The organism is Kitasatospora sp. NPDC057512, from assembly GCF_042802135.1.
GTDB lineage: Bacteria > Actinomycetota > Actinomycetes > Streptomycetales > Streptomycetaceae > Kitasatospora.
Map to the genome: position 1 here is coordinate 1 of NZ_JBHVET010000073.1, position 18,530 is coordinate 18,530.

Annotated in this window: 12 protein-coding genes, 1 rRNA gene and 1 pseudogene; 10 read left to right on the forward strand and 4 right to left on the reverse strand. The window is 73.3% G+C overall.

Translation table 11 applies throughout. From position 1 onward, the window contains the following. Together rrf and ACFU6K_RS07950 are read left to right on the forward strand one after the other, a co-directional pair. Positions 1-91 (forward strand): 5S ribosomal RNA (gene rrf, locus ACFU6K_RS07945); the annotation flags it as partial. Positions 92-264: 173 nt separating this feature from the next. Then, positions 265-2,376 (forward strand): phosphocholine-specific phospholipase C, encoded by a 2,112-nt coding sequence (locus ACFU6K_RS07950; protein WP_380661549.1) that lies wholly within the window; start codon positions 265-267, stop codon positions 2,374-2,376. Positions 2,377-2,438: 62 nt separating this feature from the next. Here the strand turns inward: ACFU6K_RS07950 and pcp are convergent, their stop codons facing one another. The 4 genes from pcp to ACFU6K_RS07970 form a co-directional block, all read right to left on the reverse strand. Then, complete coding sequence (pcp, locus tag ACFU6K_RS07955) at positions 2,439-3,122, reverse strand: pyroglutamyl-peptidase I (RefSeq protein WP_380661569.1); 684 nt, start codon at positions 3,120-3,122, stop codon at positions 2,439-2,441. Between the two features lie 131 nt (positions 3,123-3,253). Then, positions 3,254-4,447, reverse strand: coding sequence for an alpha-hydroxy-acid oxidizing protein (locus ACFU6K_RS07960; RefSeq protein WP_380661551.1), 1,194 nt, complete (start codon positions 4,445-4,447; stop codon positions 3,254-3,256). 145 nt (positions 4,448-4,592) lie between these two features. Further along, a complete protein-coding gene (locus ACFU6K_RS07965) occupies positions 4,593-5,855 on the reverse strand; it encodes an MFS transporter (RefSeq protein WP_380661553.1) in 1,263 nt (420 codons plus the stop codon). A 113-nt stretch (positions 5,856-5,968) separates the two neighbouring features. Then, the gene (locus tag ACFU6K_RS07970) at positions 5,969-6,955 is read right to left on the reverse strand and encodes a GlxA family transcriptional regulator (RefSeq protein ID WP_380661556.1); all 987 of its coding nucleotides are present in this window, start codon (positions 6,953-6,955) and stop codon (positions 5,969-5,971) included. 112 nt (positions 6,956-7,067) lie between these two features. Between ACFU6K_RS07970 and ACFU6K_RS07975 the strand changes: the two genes are divergently transcribed. The 8 genes and pseudogenes from ACFU6K_RS07975 to ACFU6K_RS08010 form a co-directional block, all read left to right on the forward strand. Further along, entirely contained in the window at positions 7,068-7,709 is a 642-nt protein-coding gene (locus ACFU6K_RS07975; protein ID WP_380661557.1) for an HD domain-containing protein, read from the forward strand. A gap of 135 nt (positions 7,710-7,844) precedes the next feature. Then, positions 7,845-9,380: a DUF2079 domain-containing protein gene (locus ACFU6K_RS07980; RefSeq protein ID WP_380661559.1), complete on the forward strand. Its 1,536-nt coding sequence runs from the start codon at positions 7,845-7,847 to the stop codon at positions 9,378-9,380. Positions 9,381-9,509: 129 nt separating this feature from the next. Next, a complete protein-coding gene (locus ACFU6K_RS07985; protein ID WP_380661560.1) occupies positions 9,510-9,920 on the forward strand; it encodes a GntR family transcriptional regulator in 411 nt (136 codons plus the stop codon). Positions 9,921-10,017: 97 nt separating this feature from the next. Then, a complete protein-coding gene (locus ACFU6K_RS07990) occupies positions 10,018-10,950 on the forward strand; it encodes an ABC transporter ATP-binding protein (RefSeq protein ID WP_380661562.1) in 933 nt (310 codons plus the stop codon). Next, complete coding sequence (locus tag ACFU6K_RS07995) at positions 10,947-11,945, forward strand: ABC transporter permease (RefSeq protein ID WP_380661564.1); 999 nt, start codon at positions 10,947-10,949, stop codon at positions 11,943-11,945. Before ACFU6K_RS07990 ends, ACFU6K_RS07995 begins: the two co-directional genes overlap by 4 nt. A gap of 353 nt (positions 11,946-12,298) precedes the next feature. Then, positions 12,299-16,855: an AAA domain-containing protein gene (locus ACFU6K_RS08000; RefSeq protein ID WP_380661565.1), complete on the forward strand. Its 4,557-nt coding sequence runs from the start codon at positions 12,299-12,301 to the stop codon at positions 16,853-16,855. Then, positions 16,852-17,703, forward strand: coding sequence for a hypothetical protein (locus ACFU6K_RS08005; RefSeq protein ID WP_380661567.1), 852 nt, complete (start codon positions 16,852-16,854; stop codon positions 17,701-17,703). The genes ACFU6K_RS08000 and ACFU6K_RS08005 overlap by 4 nt, the downstream gene beginning before the upstream one ends. A gap of 278 nt (positions 17,704-17,981) precedes the next feature. Then, positions 17,982-18,530 (forward strand): annotated as a pseudogene (locus tag ACFU6K_RS08010) (ATP-dependent helicase); the annotation flags it as partial.

Consider the following 18,530-nt stretch of genomic DNA (forward strand, 5'->3'; position numbering starts at 1 on the left):
GCCCGGTTACATTCCGAACCCGGAAGCTAAGCCTTACAGCGCCGATGGTACTGCAGGGGGGACCCTGTGGGAGAGTAGGACGCCGCCGAACAATTATTCTGAAGAACCCCCATCCGGGACCCGGATGGGGGTTCTTCGCGTTGTCAGGGTGTTGGCCGAATGCTCATATGGCGTTCGCTGAAGGACCGTGTACATGCCGGTTCGTGGACCCTATGGTCGAGCCTTCTCGTCCGAACCATGCACCCATGACGCGAAGGACACCACGTGGCCTCCATCGACCGGCGCCGTTTCCTCCAACTGGGCGGCGCCTCCGCGGCCGCCGCCGGCCTCGCCGCCTTTCCGCCCGCGGTTGCCAAGGCCATGGCGCTGCCCGCGATCGGCAGGACCCGTTCGATCGAGGACGTCGAGCACGTCGTCATCCTGATGCAGGAGAACCGTTCCTTCGACCACTACTTCGGCACCCTGCGCGGCGTCCGCGGGTTCGACGACCCCCGGCCCACGCTGCTGCCGAACGGTCGGCCGAACTGGTACCAGCCCGCCGCCGCGGTGAAGACCGGCCGCTACCACGACCGCGGCCTGCCGGCCTCCGAGCAGGAGGTGCTGCCCTGGTACATCGACCCCAGGAACACCACCGAGTACCAGGCCGGTACCGACCACGGCTGGAGCAGCGGCCACCTCGCCTGGAACGAGGGGCGCCACGACCAGTGGGTGAACCAGAAGCAGGACGTCATGACGATGGGCCACCTCAAGCGCCAGGACCTGCCGTACCACTTCGCGCTGGCCGAGGCCTTCACCGTCTGCGACGCGTACTTCTGCTCCGTCCACGCCGACACCGCCCCCAACCGGATCTACCTCTGGACCGGCACCAGCGACCCGCGCAACGCGTACGGCCGCCGGCCCAACGGGCCCGGCCTGTGGGAGCGCAACGACACCAACGGCTACACCTGGACGACGTACCCCGAGCGCCTGGAGGCGGCCGGCGTCAGCTGGAAGCTCTACCAGGGCGGTTCGGGAGAGCCGGGCACGCCGACGGACAACTACACGGACAACTCGCTGATGTTCTTCGAGCGGTACCAGGTGGCCGAGGGCGCGTCGGGTCCGCTGGTCGAGAAGGGTGCCACCGACCACACGCTCAAGGAGTTCCGGGCCGACGTCGAGCAGGGCCGACTGCCGCAGGTCTCCTGGATCGTCCCGCCGTACAAGTACAGCGAGCACCCCTCCGCGACGCCCACCGACGGCGCGTACTACATCAACCTCGTGCTGGACGCGCTCACCGCGAACCCCGAGGTCTGGGGGCGGACCGTCTTCCTCATCAACTACGACGAGAACGACGGCCTGTTCGACCACGTCGTCCCGCCGATGCCGCCGGTCGCCAGCCGTCCGGGCGGCCCGGGCATGGTCTCCGCCGACCTGGAGACGAGCCTCGGCGACGAACTGCTCGACCTCGCGAAGTACCCGGGCGAGATGAGCCCGCTGGTCCCCGGCGCCGACCCGGGCGGCCTCCAGCCGATCGGCCTCGGGCCGCGGGTGCCGCTGCTGGTCATCTCCCCGTGGTCGCGCGGCGGTTGGGTCTGCTCGGAGACCTTCGACCACACCTCGGTGCTGCGGTTCCTGGAGGCGCGTTTCGGCATCGAGGAGCCCAACATCAGCGCCTGGCGCCGGTCGGTCTGCGGCGACCTCACCTCGGCGCTCGACTTCCGGGGCACGGACGCGCGGCGCGTCCGGATCCCGGTGCCCGCGCCGATCGCCTCGCAGGGCAAGCCCTACCAGGTGCCGCTGCCGCAGCGGATGCCCACCCAGGAGCCGGGCACCCGGCCCGCCCGCGCCCTCCCGTACGACCTGCGGGTCAACGAGGAGGAGACGGACACCGCCGGGCAGTTCCGACTCGAACTGGAGAACCGGGGTTCGGTCGGCGCATGGCTCTACGTCTACGACCGGACGGCGCCGACAGCCGCCCCGCGCCGCTACACCGTCTCGGCCGGTGACACCTTCGCCGACTTCTGGCCGGTGACCGCCGCCGGCGACTACCACCTGGCCGCCCACGGCCCGAACGGCTCGACGCAGGAGTTCGAGGGCACGGCCCGGGCCGGGCTGGTGGCGCGCTTCGACCCGTCGAAGAACCAGGTGCGCGTCACAGTCGCCAACCACGGGCCGATGGCCAGGACGGTCACCGCCGAGAACGCCTACGCGAAGGGTTCGAAGCAGAGCCGCTCCCTCCGCCCCGGCGCCTCGGCCCGGTTCACCTTCGAGCTGCCCGCCGACCGCCGCTGGTACGACGTCACGGTCTCGGCGGCGGAGGGCCCGGGCTTCCGCCGCCGTTGGGCCGGACACCTGGAGAACGGCCGCCCCGGCACCAGCGACCCCGGCCCGCGCTGACCGGACCGGCCTCCATTGAAGGGCCCTCGTCGACCGGTCCGGTCCACGAGGGCCCGGGCCGGTCAGCCGCCCCGGCGGGGCAGCCAGCTCCGTCGGCGCGGGCCGGCCACCGTGCCGACGGGCGGCGAGTGGAGGGCGGCCACGGCGCTGCGGATCAGGATGCGCACCCCCTCGGCCGCCGTCTCCGCCGACATCGACGCGCTCGTGTCCCGGCCGGACACCTGGCTCGGCAGGTACGGCAGACGCGCGAACCCCCCACGCAGCTCCGGGCGTTCGGTGGCGATCAGGTGCGCCAGCCCGTAGAAGACGTGGTTGCAGAGGTGGGTCCCGGCGGTGTGCGAGACGGTGGCCGGGATCCCGGCCAGCTGGACCGCCTCCACGCAGGCCTTCACCGGCAGCGAGGAGAAGTAGGCGGCCGGGCCCTCCGGCACGACCGGCTGGTCGACCGGCTGGTTGCCCTTCCGGTCGGGGCCCCGGACGGCGTCGTCGAGGTTGACCGCCACCCGCTCGACCGTGAGGTCCGGGCGGTTGCCGCCCTGGCCGGTGGCGATGACCAGGTCCGGCTCGAACCGGGCCACCGCCCGGCGCAGTTCGGCGATCGAGTCGCCGTACACCCAGGGCAGCCCGGTGAACTCCAGGGCCACTCCGGCCGGCGGACCGGCGGCGACCAGCCGGCCCGCCTCCAGGGACGAACTCAGGGGATCGCGGCCGAACGGTTCGAAGGCGGTCAGCAGGACGCGGATGATGGCGGACCTCCCAGCGTACGGGAACGTACGGAACCGATTTGTGCCGTTCGAGCGTAGGGCCGTCCCGAATGTCCCGGCAAGCCCCGCAGGTCGCGGTCGGACACCGATGGACACCGGGACTTCACCCGGCGTCAGGTCCGGCGCAGCGCGCCGTCCGCACGGAGCGAGTCGAGGGTGGGGTAGCCGTCGACGGCCATCAGGAGGTCGGCCTCGGCGAGCAGCGAGCGCAGCACGTGGACGATGCCGTCGGTGCCCTCCAGCGCCAGGCCGTAGGCGTACGGCCGGCCCACGCCGACGGCGGTGGCGCCGAGGGCGAGCGCCTTGACGACATCGGTGCCCGAGCGGACGCCCGAGTCGAAGAGGACGGGCAGTCCGTCGGCGGCCGCGACCACGTCGGGGAGCACGTCGAGGGCGGCCAGGCCGCCGTTGGCCTGGCGGCCGCCGTGGTTGGAGCAGTAGACGCCGTCGACGCCGCCGTCCCTGGCGCGGCGGACGTCCTCGGGGTGGCAGATGCCCTTGAGGAGGATGGGCAGGTCGGTGAGCGAGCGCAGCCAGGGCAGGTCGTCCCAGGTCAGCGGGTTGCCGAAGACGCCGGCCCACTCCAGGACGACCGCCCGCACGTCCTCCTCCGGCGCCTTGGCGAGGCGGGCGCGGAACACCGGGTCGGAGGTGTAGTTGGCCAGGCAGTGGCCGCGCAGCTGCGGGAAGTTGGCGGTGGTCAGGTCGCGCGGGCGCCAGCCGGTGACCCAGGTGTCCAGGGTGACGACGATGCCCCGGTAGCCCGCGGCCTCCGCCCGGTGCACCAGGCTCTCGGCCAGCGCCCGGTCGGTGGGGGTGTAGAGCTGGAAGAAGCCGGGGGTGCCGCCGAACTCGGCGGCCACCTGCTCCAGCGGATCGACCGTCAGGGTGGAGGCGACCATCGGGACGCCGGTCCGGGCGGCGGCCCGGGCGGTGGCCAGGTCCCCGTGGCCGTCCTGCGCGCACAGGCCGATCACCCCGATCGGCGCCATGAACAGCGGGGTCGGCAGCCGCAGGCCGAACAGCTCCACCGACAGGTCCCGCGTGCTCGCGCCGACCATCATCCGCGGCACCAGGCCCCACCGGCCGAAGGCGGCGACGTTCGCGCGCTGGGTGGACTCGTCGCCCGCGCCGCCCGCGACGTAGGAGAGCACCGAGGGCGGCAGCGCCGCGCCCGCCCGCGCCTCCAGGTCGGCGAAGGCCATCGGCATCGTCGGCAGCACGCCGCCGAGCCCGCGCAGGTAGATCTCGGTCTGGTAGTCGCCGAACCGCCCGTGGAACGCCGGGTCCCTCTGCTGGTTGACCATCCGCCGGCCGTCCTTCCGTCCGCACCCGCCCGGGGCCGTCCCGGCCGGCGCCGCCCGCCCACCCCGCAGGACGGGCGGGTGGACCGACGGCACCCCGGCATTCTCGCCACGAACCGTGCCGACGACCAGGGTCGGGCGCGGGTGTTCACGGTGTCGGCTCGGGACGGACCCGGTGGCCGTACCGCCACACGGTGGCCGCGGCGAGCAGGGCGACCGCCCCGCCGAGCAGCATGACCGCCCCGGGGGAGGAGTGGTCCACCACCAGCCCGCCGGTCAGCGCGCCGATCGAGAAGCTGGCCTGGAACGCCGAGGTGAAGACCACACCGGCACCCTCCGGGGCGTGCGGGGCCGCGGCGAGGAACCAGCTGAGCGAACAGACGGGGACGGCGCCGTACGCCAGGCCCCAGAAGACCAGCAGGACGGCGGCGCCCGGACCGCCGGTGCCCAGCAGCGGCAGCAGCAGGGCCGCGCCGGCGAGCAGGACGGCCGCCGTGCCGAAGACCGGCCGCAGCGCCCCGGCCGCCCGGCCGCCGGCCAGGACGTTGCCGAGCAGTCCGGCGGCGCCGTAGCCGAGCAGCAGGGCGGTGACCAGGCCGGGGCCGGCGTGGGTCGTGCCGGTGAGGAACGGGGTGACGTAGGTGTAGCTGCCGAAGTGGGCCAGCACGATCAGGAAGGTCACCGCGATGCCGGTCCGGGTGCCCCGGCCGGCCAGCAGTCCGCGCAGCACGCCCAGCCCGGTGGCGGTCAGCGGCGGCAGCGGCGGCAGCGACCGCAGGAGGGCGGCCAGCGCGAGCACGGTCAGCGCCGCCATCGCGAGGAAGGCCGCCCGCCAGCCGGCCACGGAGCCGAGGAACACCCCCGCCGGCACGCCGAGCACCGAGCCGAGCGGGACGGCGGAGAAGATCAGCGTGTTGGCCCGGGCCTGCCGGTGCGCCGGGACGAGGCGCGGGGCGAGCCCGGAACCGATCGACCAGAACGCCCCGATGACCAGACCGAGGGCGACCCGGGCGGTCAGTACCGCCCAGTAGGCGGGGGCCAGGGCGCTGAGCAGGTCCGCCAGGGTCAGGACCAGCAGCAGGGCGCAGAGCATGGTGCGCCGGTCCGCACGCCTGGTCGCGACGGTCACCACGGGGGCGGCCACCGCGGCGACGATGCCCGGCAGGGTCATCATCAGCCCGGCCGTGCCGTCGGAGATCCGGAAGGTGGCGCCGATCGGGGTCAGCAGGCCGATCGGGAGGATCTCGGTGGTGACGATGGAGAAGACGCCGGTCGTCACGGCGAGGACGGCGAGGGTGCCGCCGCCGTTGCGGGTGCGGGACTTCGGGTCGCGCGGATTCGGGTCGCGCGGCTTCGGGTCGTGCGGATTCGGGGTGGGCTGGGCTGAGCGGAGGGTGGTGCCGGTCGGCATGCCGGAGGTCCCGTCGATGGGTGGTGGGTTTGTCACCCGAAGTCCACCAAGCCGGGCAGGGGTTGGGCTGGCGTGAATCCGACGTCAACGCGCCGCCGGTGCCGGGGCGAGCGTCAGGGGCTGGTGGCGTCTCCGGTCGTACTGAAGCGATTGCGGTACTCGGTGGGCGTGGTGCCCAGCCGGCGGGCGAAGGCGCGGCGCAGGGTCTCGTCGCTGCCCAGGCCGCTGAGCCGGGCGGCGGCGGTGATGCCGTGGCCGTCGAGGAGCAGCTGTTGGGCGCGGTCGAGGCGGACGCGCTCGACCCAGCGGGCCGGGGTGGTGTTCAACTCGGCCTGGAAGAGCCGGGTCAGGTGGCGGGTGCTGACGGCGGCCGCGGCGGCCATCGCGGGCAGGCTGTGGTCGGCGCCCGGGTCGGCGAGGACGGCGTCGGTGAGCGTGCGCAGCAGGCCGCTGCGGGCGGGCGGGGTGGCCAGGGCGGTGGAGAACTGCGACTGGCCGCCCGGGCGCTGCACGAAGACGACCAGCTCGCGGGCGATGGCGCGGGCGACCTCGGCGCCGTGGTCGTGCTCGACCAGGGCGAGGGCGAGGTCGATGCCCGCGCTGATGCCGGCGCTGGTGTGGTAGCGGCCGTCCCGGACGTGCAGGGCGTCGGGTTCGACCTGCACCCCGGGGTGGCGGAGCGCGAGGGCGGTGGCGTGGCGCCAGTGGGTGGTGGCCCGGCGGCCGTCGAGCAGCCCCAGCGCGGCGAGCACGAAGGCGCCGCTGCACACCGAGGCGACCCGCCGCGCCCGCCCGGCGAGGCCCGCCGCGGCGGCGAGCAGGGGTGCGTCCGGGCCCCGGGCGGCCAGGTGGTCCGCGCCGGCGACGACCAGGGTGTCGAGGGGTTCCCGGGGGCCCGGTGCTCCCTGGACGTCGTCCGGTGCGGCGGTGTCCGCCAGGGCCACGCCGTTGGAGGCCGTGACGGTGCCGCCACCCGGGGAGACCAGGACGGTCCGGTACGGGTGGCCGAGCCGCCCGGCCTGGTGGAACACCTCCAGCGGACCGCTGACGTCGAGCAGCGTCACCCCGTCGAACACGAGGAAGGCGACCAGGCGCGTCATGTCCGAATCCGAGGTCCGGCTGTCCGTACCGACATGGCGGCAGCGTACGCCACCGGGCGAGGGTGGAGGAGTCGACCGAACAGTCCCCGAACCGAATGAAGGCGGAGAAACCATGACGAACGAGACGATCGCGGGCGTGCGCGTCCCGGACAGCGCCCTGGCCCGGGAGGCGACCGAACTGGTGCGGGAGGCGGCCTCGCCCCTGCTGTTCGACCACTCGCGCCGGGTGTTCCTGTTCGGGGCGCTGCGCGGCGCCGAGCAGGGGCTGGAGTTCGACCCGGAGCTGCTGTACGTGGGCGCGATGTTCCACGACCTCGGCCTCACCGGCCGCTTCGCCCGGACCGACCAGCGGTTCGAGATCGACGGTGCCGACGAGGCCCGCCGCTTCCTGGCGGCCCACGGCATCACCGGCGAGCCGGCGCAGCGGGTCTGGACCGCCATCGCCCTGCACACCACCCCGGAGATCCCGCTGCACATGGCGCCGGAGATCGCCCTGGTCACCCGCGGCGTGGAACTGGACGTGCTGGGGATCGGCTACCACGCGATCGCCGCGGAGCAGCGGGCCGCCGTGGTCGCGGCCCATCCGCGGCCCGACTTCAAGAACCGCATCCTGGCCGCGTTCACCGACGGCATCAAGGGCCGCCCGGACACGACCTTCGGCAACGTCAAGGCGGACGTGCTCGCGCACTTCGTGCCCGGCTTCGAGCGCGGCGACTTCGTGGAGGTGATCAAGGGCTCCGACTGGGCGGAGTGAGCCGGGGCGGGGGCTTTCGGACGGGCCTCTCAAAGGCAGCCCGGGGACCCGGTCGGCGTCGCTCGGCCGGGTTTGACGGGGGCTCGGGGTTCCACCACCCTTCCACTAATCGAATAGTGAAAGGGTACTTTGCCGATGCCCGCTCCCGCCTCCGCGTCCCGGGCCGTTCCGAGTACGGCCGCTCTTCCGTCCGCCCCGCCCCGCGCCCGCCGCCCCGCCCCGCTCGCGTGGGGCCTGGCGGCCGGGTTCGCCGCGCTGTACGCCTGCGTCGCCGTCAACCGGCACCGGCGCGGCCTCACCAAGGCCTACGACCTGGGCATCTTCGAGCAGGCCGTCCGGGCGTACGCCCACGGGCAGGCGCCGATCGTGCCGCTCAAGGGCCCCGGCTACCACCTGCTCGGGGACCACTTCCACCCGCTGATCGCCGTCCTCGCCCCCGCCTACCGGGCCTTCCCGAGCCCGCTCACCCTCGTCGTCGCCCAGGCGCTGCTGATGGCGCTGGCCGTCGTCCCGCTCACCCGCTGGGCCCACGAGGTGGCCGGGCCGCGGGTCGCGCTGCTCGTCGGCTGCGCCACCGGGGCCTCCTGGGGGATCGTCCGGGCGGCGGCCGACGACTTCCACGAGATCGCCTTCGCCGTCCCGCTGCTCGCCTTCGCCGCCACCGCAGTCGGCCGGCGCCGGCCGCTCGCCGCCGCGCTCTGGTCGCTGCCGCTGCTGCTGGTCAAGGAGGACCTGGGGCTGACGGTGGCCGCCGTCGGGGCCCTGATCGCCTGGCAGGCGCGGCGGGAGCGGCGCCGCTCTCCGCTGCCGGGGCTCGCCCTCGCCGCCGTCGGCCTCGGCGCGACCGCGCTCACCGTGCTCGTCGTGCTCCCGGCCTTCAACCCGAGCGGGGGCTTCGACTACTGGCAGCAGCTGGACGGTGGCGGGCAGGGCGGGCAGGCCTCGCTCTGGGGGCTGCCGCTGCGGCTCGGCTGGCCGCCGGTCAAGTGGCTGCTGCTGTTCCTGCTCGCCGCCACCGCCGGCTTCATCGGCGTGCGCTCGCCGCTCCTGCTGCTCTGCGCGCCCACCCTCGCGTGGCGGCTGTTCTCGTCCAACTCGCACTACTGGGGCGTCAGTTACCACTACAGCGCGGTGCTGATGCCGATCGCATTCGCGGCCCTGGTGGACGTCCTGCGCCGCGTTGACGCGGGTTGCCGGGGCGACACGGGCCGCTGGAGTGGCGCGCGTTGTCGGGGTGAAGCGGGTTGCCGGGGTGACGCGCGCCGCCGCGTCGAGGTGCGCCGGGCCAGGCGCGGGCTCGCCGTCAGCGCCCTGGTGGCCGTCGTGACGCTGCCGCTCTACCCACTGCACGAGGTGGTGATGCCCGAGGCCTGGCGCACCTCGCCCCGGCTCACCGAGACCCGGGCGCTGCTGCACCGGATACCCGACGACGCCACCGTGGCCGCCTCCAACCGGCTGGCGGCCCAGCTCACCCGCCGGACGGAGGTCACCCTGGTGTGCCGGGCTCCGGAGGGCCCCGGCCCGCAGTGGGTGGCCGTCGACCTGCGTGACCCGAGCGTGCAGGCCCCGTGCGCCACCGCCGACACCGCCCGGATGCTGGCCGTCTACCGGGAGCGCGGCTACCGGCCGCTGGTCGAGCAGGACGGCCTGCTCCTGCTGCAACGTCCCTGAGCCACTGTTCGGGCCGGACCACCCCCGAGTCGGACAGCCCCGGGCCGGACAACCCCCGGGTCCGGCTTGACCCGCGCGGCGCCGTGCGCCACCATTCCACTATTGAACTAGTGAAAGGCCGAATCGCCGGTGATCGAGTACCGCATCGAGCGGCGCAGCGGCGTCTCCACCTACCAGCAGATCGTGCAGCAGACCAAGCAGGCCCTGCGGCTCGGACTGCTCCAGCCCGGAGACAAGCTGCCGACCGCCCGAGAGGTGGTCGAACTGACCGCGATCAACCCCAACACCGTGCTGAAGGCCTATCGCGAACTCGAACGCGAAGGCCTCGTCGAACCCCGCCCGGGGCTCGGCACCTTCGTCCGGCGCTCGCTCGCCCGGCCGGAGGCGGCGGCGGACGGGCCGCTGCGGGCGGGCCTGGTCGGGTGGGTGGACCAGGCCCGGGAGGCCGGACTGGAGCGCGAGGACATCGCCGCGCTGATGGCCTCCGTCCTGGAGCAGCGCTTCGACACCGGGGTCCCCGGCTCCGACAGCGGGGCCTGAGGCCCCGAAACCGGGGGCCGAAACCGGGGGCCGAAACCTCGGCACCGGGGTCTGCGGCTCCCCGGCAACACCGAACCGAGAACAGTGGGGGGACCGGGTGGACGACCCGACGACCACGGCGCCCGCGACGGCGCCGGCCCTGGAGGCCGAAGGCCTCGGCAGGAGGTACCGCGGCGGCTGGGCGCTGCGCGGCTGTGATGTCACTGTCCCGGCCGGGCGGATCTGCGGCGTGGTGGGCCCCAACGGCGCGGGCAAGAGCACCCTGCTCTCCCTCGCCGCCGGTCAACTCGCGCCCACCGAGGGCAGGGTGCGGGTGCTCGGCGCCACCGCCGGTGCGCCCGAGCTGCGCGCCCGGGTCGCCTACGTGCCGCAGGACAAGCCGCTCTACCCGGGCCTCACCGTCGCCGAGACGCTGCGGATGGGCCGCGAGCTCAACCCGGTCTGGGACGAAGCCGTGGCCCAACAGATCGCCGACCAGGGCGAGTTGAACCCCAAGGCACGGGTCGGATCGCTCTCCGGCGGCCAGCGCACCCGGGTCTGCCTCGCCCTCGCCCTCGGCAAGCTCCCCGACCTGCTGCTGCTCGACGAACCGATGGCCGACCTCGACCCGCTCGCCCGGCACCAGCTGATGGGCACGCTGATGTCGGTCGCCGCCGAGCGCGGCGCCGGGATCGTCCTGTCCTCGCACATCCTCCCCGAGCTGGACGGCGTCATCGACCACCTGCTCCTCGTCCAGCGCGGACGCGTCCGGCTGGCCGGCGACCTGGAGGAGATCCTCGACGGGCACCAACTGCTCACCGGACCGGCCGCCCAGGGATCCTCCCTGGCCGCCGAGACGGTGGTCGAGCGGCGCGTCAGCGGCCGCCGGGCCGTCGCCCTGGTCCGCACCGACGAGCCGGTGGACGGCGACTGGGAGAGCGAACGCCCGAGCCTGGAGGACCTGCTGCTCGGCTACCTCCGGGCGTCCGCCGACCCCTCCAGCGACAACCCGAACGACGTGAAGCCCGACCCGAACGGGGTGGCCGCATGAGCGCCGACGTCCTGCCCGACCGGGCCTCCAGCCCCGCTCCCGCCGACCGGCGGCCCGCCACCCCCGCCCTGCGCGGTCTGTTCTGGCTGACGATCCGTCAGAATCGCTTCCTGCTCTGGATCCTGGGCGTGCTGCTCCTCCTCGCGGCGGCGGACCTCGTCTGGATCCACGTCGCCCTCCGCCACATCATCGGCGTTCTGCGGCGGACCGGCTGCTACTACCCCGACTCCTGGTCCGACTCCGAGTGCTGGGCCCTCCTCGCGCCGATCAACCGCCCCAACTTCTGGTACCTGGAGGTCCTCCAGCCCGCCGTCACCGCCCTCCCGCTGCTGATCGGCGTGTTCATCGGCGCCCCGCTGCTGGCCCAGGAGTACGAGCGCGGCACCATCCGCCTGATCCGCGCCCAGTCCGTCAGCCCGGCCCGCTGGCTGGCCGTCCGCCTCGCCGTCCCCGGCCTCGCCGTCCTGGCCGTCAGCGGTGTGATCGCCGCCCTGATGACCTGGGTGTGGTGGACGGACATCGTGCACGGTCCGGACGCCTTCGACCCGCCGTTCCAGTTCTTCACCTACCCGGCCCTCGGCCTCGCCCCGGTCGCCTGGTCCCTGTTCGCCCTGGCCCTCGGCGTCCTGGTCGGCCAACTCGTCCGCCGCACCCTCCCCGCGATGTTCGCCACCGGCGCCCTCGTCGCCACCGTTTACGGCCTCGTTGTCTGGGCCCGACCGTCCTTCTACCCGGTCGTGGAACAGGTGGCCCCCGTGGGCACCGCCCAGCCCACCAACGCCTGGATCATCGACCAGGGCGTCATCTTCCCCGACGGCACCCGCATCAGCACGGACTCCTGCGCCTTCAACACCACCTGCAACACGGCCAGCGCCTCCTGGCTCCGCTTCCACCCGGCCGCCCACCTCACCCCCATCCAACTCGTCGAAGCCGGCCTCCTCCTGGCCCTCACCGCGGCCCTCCTGATCGCCGTCTTCCGCCGCATCCGCGCCTAGCGCGAGGGTTGTCTGCGGCGTCGAACACCGTCGCCGACAGTTCATATTCCTTGTCAATCCCCCGGCACCGCCGGGGGATTTTCCATGTCCGAAACCGCCTGGTCGGACGGCCCTTCAAGCGTTCGATGGCAGGAAATGCGTTCGCCTTCCTGCGCCGTTGAAATGGCCATCCGAATTTCCGCCGAGTGAAAGTCGGCCATCACTCGGCGGGAATTCGGCCACTCTGGCCCGACCGGCTTCCGGGCACCGCGGCCGCCCCCATGCTGGAACGTTCGTCACCGACTGAAGGGAGAATGGTGAGCGTTCCACGGCGACATGCGGGTGACCCCGATGTCATCGGTCAGACCGCCGCGTTGGTCGGATTCCTGCGCGAGGTCGTGCAGAGCAGCCATCAGCGGCTCCGGGACACGCGTTCCTGGGGGCCGCTCTGGCTGGCCGACCTGCCGGCGAAGGTGCCCCGGCCGTCCGGGGACGACAGCCGTCCGTTGTTGATCCTGGACCACGTTCCGCAGGCCGCGGCGCCGGAACTGCCGCCGGTGCTGGAGGGGTGGGTCGACGAGCGGCTGTGTCAGGACGCCGATGCCGAGGACCCGCCGCTCGCGGAGGAGGGTCCGTACCGGACCGGGGAGCCGGCGGCGGGTGGAGTCGACGGGTGGCAGGGCGACGAGGTGGTCGTCGCGCGGAAGGAGGCCGCGGAGGTCCTGCGGGCGTACGGGCCGTGGCTCGCGCGCTGGCGGATCTGGGCCGAGCGGGAGCGGTCCGAGCGGTCGCAGCGTCAGCTCTACGAGAAGGTCTACCACTGGCACCAGCAGCTGGCGCGGCAGGACGACCAGCAGGAACTCGTGCTCGCCGCAGGCCTGTTGAGCTGGCGGGAACCGAACGGCGGGGTGATCCACCGGCACGTGCTCTCGCGGCGGGTGGAGACCCACGTCGATCGGCGGACCGCGCAGATCACCGTACGCCTCACGGAGAGCGGAGCGGTCCGGTTGGAGGACCGGGACTTCCTGGACGCGGACGACGGATGGGTGCCGGAGCGTGCGGCGGCGTTCAACGAGGAGCTCTCCGCGCTGCCCTTCCATCTGTTGAGCGAGGAGGCGCTGGAGTGCCTCTCGCAGTGGCTGGACCTGGTCCTGCCCAGGCCGGTGGCGTTCAGCACCAACTGGCGTCCGCCGGCGGGACCGGACGAGGGCGCCAGGCTGACCTTCGCGCCCGCCCTGCTGAAGCGGCCCAGGGACCGCAACGAGGTGTTGAGGTTCTACGACCGCATCGCGGAGAGCGTGGTGTCCGAACGCCGGGCCCCGCTCGGGCTGGCGCAGTTGGTGATGTCGCTGAACCCCGAGGACCGGCAGAACTGGGGCGGGCGGCAGGCGCCGGCGCTCTTCGGCGACGAGCCGCTGTTCCCCGGCAAGACCAATGCCCAGCAGCGTTCCGTACTCCAGCGGCTGCAGCGGGACACCGGCGTGGTGGTGCAGGGCCCGCCCGGCACCGGAAAGACGCACACCATCGCCAACCTGGTGTCCGCGCTCCTGGCCCAGGGCCAGCGGGTGCTCGTGACCAGCGCCAAGGACCAGCCGCTGACCGTTCTCCGGGACAAACTCCCCCCGGCTGTCCGGGACTTGTGCGTGCTACTGCTCAGCACCACCAGCCAGGACGGTGCGAGCGAACTGGAACGCACCATCAACGCGCTGAGCGATCGGGTGGCGGCGGGCGACACCGACCAGCTGCGGGACGAGATCCAGCGGCTGACCCAGCGCCGGTACGAGGTGCGCAGCAGGATCAAGCTGCTGACCGAGCAGGTGGTCTCCCTGCGCGAAGCGGAGGTCTACCAGCACCCGGAGGTCGCACCGGGCTACTCGGGGACGCTCGCCGCGATCGTGCGGAAGGTGCAGGACGAGGCGGTGCGGCTGGGCTGGATCGGCAGGCTGCCGAACCGGGCGCCGGAGACACCGCCGCTCTCGCCCGTCCAGGCGGAGGAACTGCTCTCGCTGTTGCGGGACGGAGCCGGGCAGTGGACGGAGTCCGGGGTGTTCCCGGCGGCGGAGACGCTGCCGACGTCCGGCCAGGTCGCGGCGGCCCTCGCGGTGAGTCAGCTGAGCGTCAACGGGCTCTCGCCGGCGGCGGTCGAGGTGCGCAACGTCCTGGCCGCCCTGGAGACCTCCACCACGGACCGGCTGACCGAGCTGCTGGGCTCCGCCCGAAATCGGCTGCACCGTCTGGGTGTTCACCGGGAGGCCGCGCGCTGGGGTGACGAGGGCTGGGTGGAGCGCGCGCTGACGGACCGGCTGGCCCGGCGCCACCCCGACCTCTGGCGGCGTGTGGCCGATGTCGAGAGCGTCCTCCCCGAGGTGGCCGAGGGCCTCGACCGGGTCGGTCTGCGCACGGTGGTCCTCCCGGACCTCCTGGTCCCCGAGCGCGCCCGCCGGATGGCGGCCACGATCCCGGCCCTGATGGAGCAGCTGTCGGCGGGCCGCCGGCTGCGGACCCGGTTCGCGTTCAGGGCACAGCGGGAGGCCGAGGAACTCCTCGGCAGTTGCACGGTGGACGGCAAGGTGCCGGCCTCTGCCGGTGATCTGGGCGCCGTGCTGGCCCACCTGCACGCACACGCGGCCCTCGCCGCGGTGGCGGCCCGCTGGGAGCAGGTGGGTGCGGCAGTACCGGAAGCGCCGCTGGAGGTGCGACTGGCTTCGATGTCCGAGCGCTACCGGCACCTTGCCGAGGTCGACGGATTCGGCCGGATCCGAGAGCAGGTCGACGAACTCCTGGTCCACCACGGGGTCTACCTCGACCTGACCCGGCCACAGGCGTGGCAGGACTTCGCCGAGGCCGTCGCGGCCCTGGCCGGCCGGCAGCGCGCGGAGGAGGCCTCGGAGCGGCTCGGCCGATGGGACCGGCTCCTGCGCGGCGGGGAGGACGGAGTGGCCGCGCCGGTCGAGGCGCTCGCCATGGCACAGGCCCTGCGCGACCGTGACGTCGACCGGTACACCAAGGAGCTCGAAGCGCTCGCGGCGGCGCAGCAACGGGACCAACGGCGGCGTCGCTGCGTGGAGTTGCTCGAAGGCCTGCGCAGCGCGTCGCCCGCGCTCGCCGGCAGGCTCGAAGCGGAGGCCGAGGACCCGGCCTGGGACGAGCGGCTCGCCCGGCTCCGGGACGCCTGGGCCTGGGCGAGGGCGTCCGAGTTCATCGACGAGGAACGCGCACCCGGCCGGGAACAGCGCCTCGACGGCGAACTCACCGAGCACGAGGCGAAGCTGGAGGAGCTCACGGGTGACCTGGCCGCCGCACACGGTCGGCTGCACTGCCTGGTGCGGATGACCCAGGAGCAGCGCTCGGCACTCCAGGCCTACCGCACGCACATGGCGTCGTACGGCAAGGGCAAGGGCAAGAGTGCCTCCCACTTCAAGGCGGCCGCCCACAGCGCGATGCAGGTCGCCCAGGGAGCGGTGCCGGCCTGGGTGATGCCCATCGCGCGGGTGGCGGAGATGATCAAGCCCAGGCAGGACGCCTTCGACGTGGTGATCGTCGACGAGGCCAGTCAGGCGGGCATGGACGCGCTGTTCCTGCTCTGGCTCGCGCCGAGGATCATCGTGGTCGGCGACGACAAGCAGTGCACGCCCCCGGTCACCGGGCTCGGCCGTACCCAGCAGATTCAGGACCGGCTGTCCGCGCACCTGCCCGAAGTCCCAGCCCACCTGCGCCAGTTGTACATGCCGCACTCCAACCTGTACCAGCTGCTGTCGACGTTCTTCCCGTCCACCATCCGCTTGCAGGAGCACTTCCGCTGCATGCCCGAGATCATCGGCTGGTCCTCGGAGACCTTCTACACTCCGCCGGGCCTCATCCCGCTGCGGCAGTACGGCGGTGAACGGCTGGACCCGCTGCTGACGCACTACGTCGAGGGCGGGGTCACCGAGGGACGCGACGGACGGATCCGCAACCCGAAGGAAGCGGAGGCGATCGTGGACTGCCTCGCCGAGCTGGCCGCGGACCCGGCGTACGAGCACAAGACCATGGGCGTGATCGTGCTCCAGGGCTTCGGCCAGGTCAAACTGCTGGAGCAGTTGATCGAACAGCGCCTGCCGGCCCCGGTCCGGGAACGCCACCGCATCCGGGTCGGAACCCCGGCCCAGTTCCAGGGCGACGAGCGGCACGTCATCCTGCTGTCGATGGTGGTCGACCGGGTGCGGAAGATCGCCGGCGGCATGCGCAGCGAGCAGCAGGCCTACAACGTGGCGGCCAGCCGCGCCCAGGACCAGATGCGGCTCTTCTACTCGGTGCCGCCGGACCAGCTCAAACCCGGGGACCTGCGGCTCAACCTCCTCGGCTACATGCAGAATCCGCCGGCCGCAATGGCGGAGGCGGCCGACCTCGGCGCTGTGCTGCCCGACGTCCGGCGCCCGCCCTTCGACTCCCTCTTCGAGCAGCAGGTCTACCTGCGGCTCAAGGAGCGCGGCTACCACGTGGTGCCCCAGTACCCGGCGGGCAGCAAGCGCATCGACCTCGTGGTGGTCGGTGCGCGCGGCCGCCTGGGCGTGGAGTGCGACGGCGACTACTACCACTCGACCCTCGACCAGATCCGGCACGACCAGCAGCGCGACCGTGAACTCCAGCGGGTCGGCTGGCGGTTCTGGCGCATCCGGGAGAGCGAGTTCAGGTTCGACCCGGACGAGGCCCTGGCGGGCCTGTGGGAGGAACTCGACCGGCAGGGCATCCGCCCGGCGAACTACTCCCGGCCCTCCTCGCCGCCGGGGGACACGCGGCCGTGGACGCCACTGGAACTGCCGGAGGGCGACGAACTGCCCGACGAAGGCGCGGAGGACCACGAGCCGGCGGGGCAGCAGGGCCCCGACCGCGGGGACGGTGCCGAATCCGCCCCCGCCCCTGACACCGATTCGACCGGAGGAACGGCATGACCCAGACGCACAGCCGGCAGGACGACCGCACGCTGGACGAGAACACCCTGGAGGAACTCGCCCGCGTCGTCGCGGGCGACGACGACCTCCTCTACCGCCGCGGCTTCGAGATCGCGGCCTTCCTCAAGCGGGCCGGCTGGCAGGAGGTGCCCGAGTACGACGGCCAGTACCGCAGGGAGTGGGCTGCCGAACTGCTGATGGCCCGGCGCGACCAGCCCGCGGAGATCGAGAAGGTGCTGCTCAGGCTGGCCGATCCGCGTGAGTACCTCGAGGAGCCCGGCCTGCTCACCGAGGTCGTGACGGCGGTCAACACCTTCCTCATCCACGAGGGGTACCGGCTGGAGAACCCCGGCGGCAGCCCCAGGCTGGTGTCGTGCGATCCGGCGCTGGCGCACCCGACGCACTACGGCTCCGCCGAGCTGAAGGTCGTCATGGCGGACCTCATCGCCGACGAGGCCATGGCGGAACTGCTCCAGTGGCGTCTGGACGAGGCCCGCACCTGCTATGCCAACGGCGCCCACGTCGCGGCGATCATCATGCTCGGCTCGTTGATGGAGGGTGTGCTGCTCCAGACCGTCGTGGAACGGGACCCGTCTCTCCTGGGCAGGGACTCCGAGGACAGCATCAATCTGGACAGGTTGATCAAGGCGTGTCACCGAGTCGGGTGGCTCGGCCCGGACGCCGAGAAGTTCAGCCACGAGCTGCGCAAGTACCGGAACTTCGTGCACCCCAAGGCCGAGGCCCGGCAGAGCCACCGGCCGGACCGCGACACCCTGGCCATCTGCTGGCAGGTGGTCAACGCGGCCCTGAACGACCTCGCCGACACGCACCCCGGTCGTGCCCGGTAGCAGTGCCGGCGCAGGCACACGCGTCGCGGTCGGAGTGGTCCGAGGAGTCGTGGGACTTCAGGAAGCGGCGGCGGCCGGTCTCGCTGAAGCAGGACGGGGCGGTCACGGCGATTCGGGTTCCGCGGTGACGCCCGAGCCGTAGGCGCGCGGGCCGGCGGCTTCGGTGGAGGGGGTTGGTGTCCACCGGGGCCGCCGGTCGGTGGTGGGCCAGGGCGGCCGGGAGTGGTGGGTGGGATCATGGTGCGCGTCCTGGGTGTGCGGAGCGAGGCGGGGGTCGGATGGTGGGGGAGCGGCGTGGTGGGCGGCGGGCCGGGGTGGTCCTTGCCGAGGCGGAGGGGTTGCGGGCGGCGGCCGGGGCGGTGGTGGCGGACCACCGGGGGGCCGTGGAGCAGGTGCGGGTGGCGTACGTCGGGCTGCGGGACCGGCTGGTGCGGGAGGAGTTGGCGGCCATCCCGGTGGCGCGGCTCCGGGACGTGACGGAGGGGCGGCTGCGGGTCGGGGCGCTGGAGGCGGCCGGGCTGGGGACGGTGCGGCAGGTGGTGGAGGCCTCCGGCTACACGCTGCGGCTGATCCCGGGGGTCGGGGCGCAGACGGCGGCGCAGGCGCTGGCCGCGGCCGGGCAGATCGCCCGGGCGGTCGAGCAGACGGTGGCGGTGCGGCTGGACGTCGAGCGGCAGGACGCGTTGAGCTCGGCGTTGGTCGTGGCGCTCCAGCGGCTGGTGGCCGCGGGGCCGGAGGCGCGGCGGGCTCGGGAGACCGCGGAGCGGGTCCTGGCCGAGGTCGAGCCGCTGGTGGCGGCCGCGGGGCCGGCCCGGGGGGTGCTGCGC

Bases quoted from the DNA above. Each gene is read 5' to 3' on its own strand.
- ACFU6K_RS07960 (WP_380661551.1), bottom strand. From the start codon at position 4,447: ATGGTCAACCAGCAGAGGGACCCGGCGTTCCACGGGCGGTTCGGCGAC.
- ACFU6K_RS07965 (WP_380661553.1), bottom strand. From the start codon at position 5,855: ATGCCGACCGGCACCACCCTCCGCTCAGCCCAGCCCACCCCGAATCCG.
- ACFU6K_RS07970 (WP_380661556.1), bottom strand. From the start codon at position 6,955: ATGACGCGCCTGGTCGCCTTCCTCGTGTTCGACGGGGTGACGCTGCTC.
- ACFU6K_RS07975 (WP_380661557.1), top strand. From the start codon at position 7,068: ATGACGAACGAGACGATCGCGGGCGTGCGCGTCCCGGACAGCGCCCTG.
- ACFU6K_RS07980 (WP_380661559.1), top strand. From the start codon at position 7,845: ATGCCCGCTCCCGCCTCCGCGTCCCGGGCCGTTCCGAGTACGGCCGCT.
- ACFU6K_RS07995 (WP_380661564.1), top strand. From the start codon at position 10,947: ATGAGCGCCGACGTCCTGCCCGACCGGGCCTCCAGCCCCGCTCCCGCC.
- ACFU6K_RS08005 (WP_380661567.1), top strand. From the start codon at position 16,852: ATGACCCAGACGCACAGCCGGCAGGACGACCGCACGCTGGACGAGAAC.